Source organism: Yersinia sp. 1252 StPb PI, assembly GCF_048593885.1.
In the GTDB taxonomy this organism is placed as follows: Bacteria; Pseudomonadota; Gammaproteobacteria; order Enterobacterales; family Enterobacteriaceae; genus Yersinia; species Yersinia enterocolitica_E.
The window spans coordinates 1-374 of sequence record NZ_JAZGQE010000517.1; the positions used below are offsets into that span (position 1 = coordinate 1).

Genomic DNA, 374 nt, shown 5'->3' on the forward strand with positions numbered 1-374 from the left:
GTGACATCCATACCGTCTAATCTGTCGGCATTAATGGGATAGAAGTCTTCCGGCCCCTGGTAATACTCGATATCCAGTTCCATCAATAATTGAGCCATATGCCCTTCACCACCCGAATCCAGAGCAATGGTTGAACGGACTCGGGCAAACTGCTGTATCTGACGAGTGAGGTCATAACTGTTTATCACCGCCCGCTCAATTTGTTCTCGCAACCGTTCGAGCGCCAGCTCTGCCTTATTCGCCCCATCATTCACATTTTCGCCGTCAAGCTCCTGCAATCGCCCAGTGATACGCACGGTGGTAATGGTGTTGAACTGCGGGGCGTTGCGGCCTAATGACTGTTTTTCCTCGATAAGGGTTTGCACCAAGATAAC

The 374-nt window shown here is 50.5% G+C and carries 1 protein-coding gene; it reads right to left on the reverse strand.

Annotated elements, in window-relative coordinates; translation table 11 throughout:
• Positions 1-374 (reverse strand): ATP-binding protein (locus V2A85_RS24560; protein WP_420072675.1); only part of this gene is annotated, 374 nt, incomplete at both ends.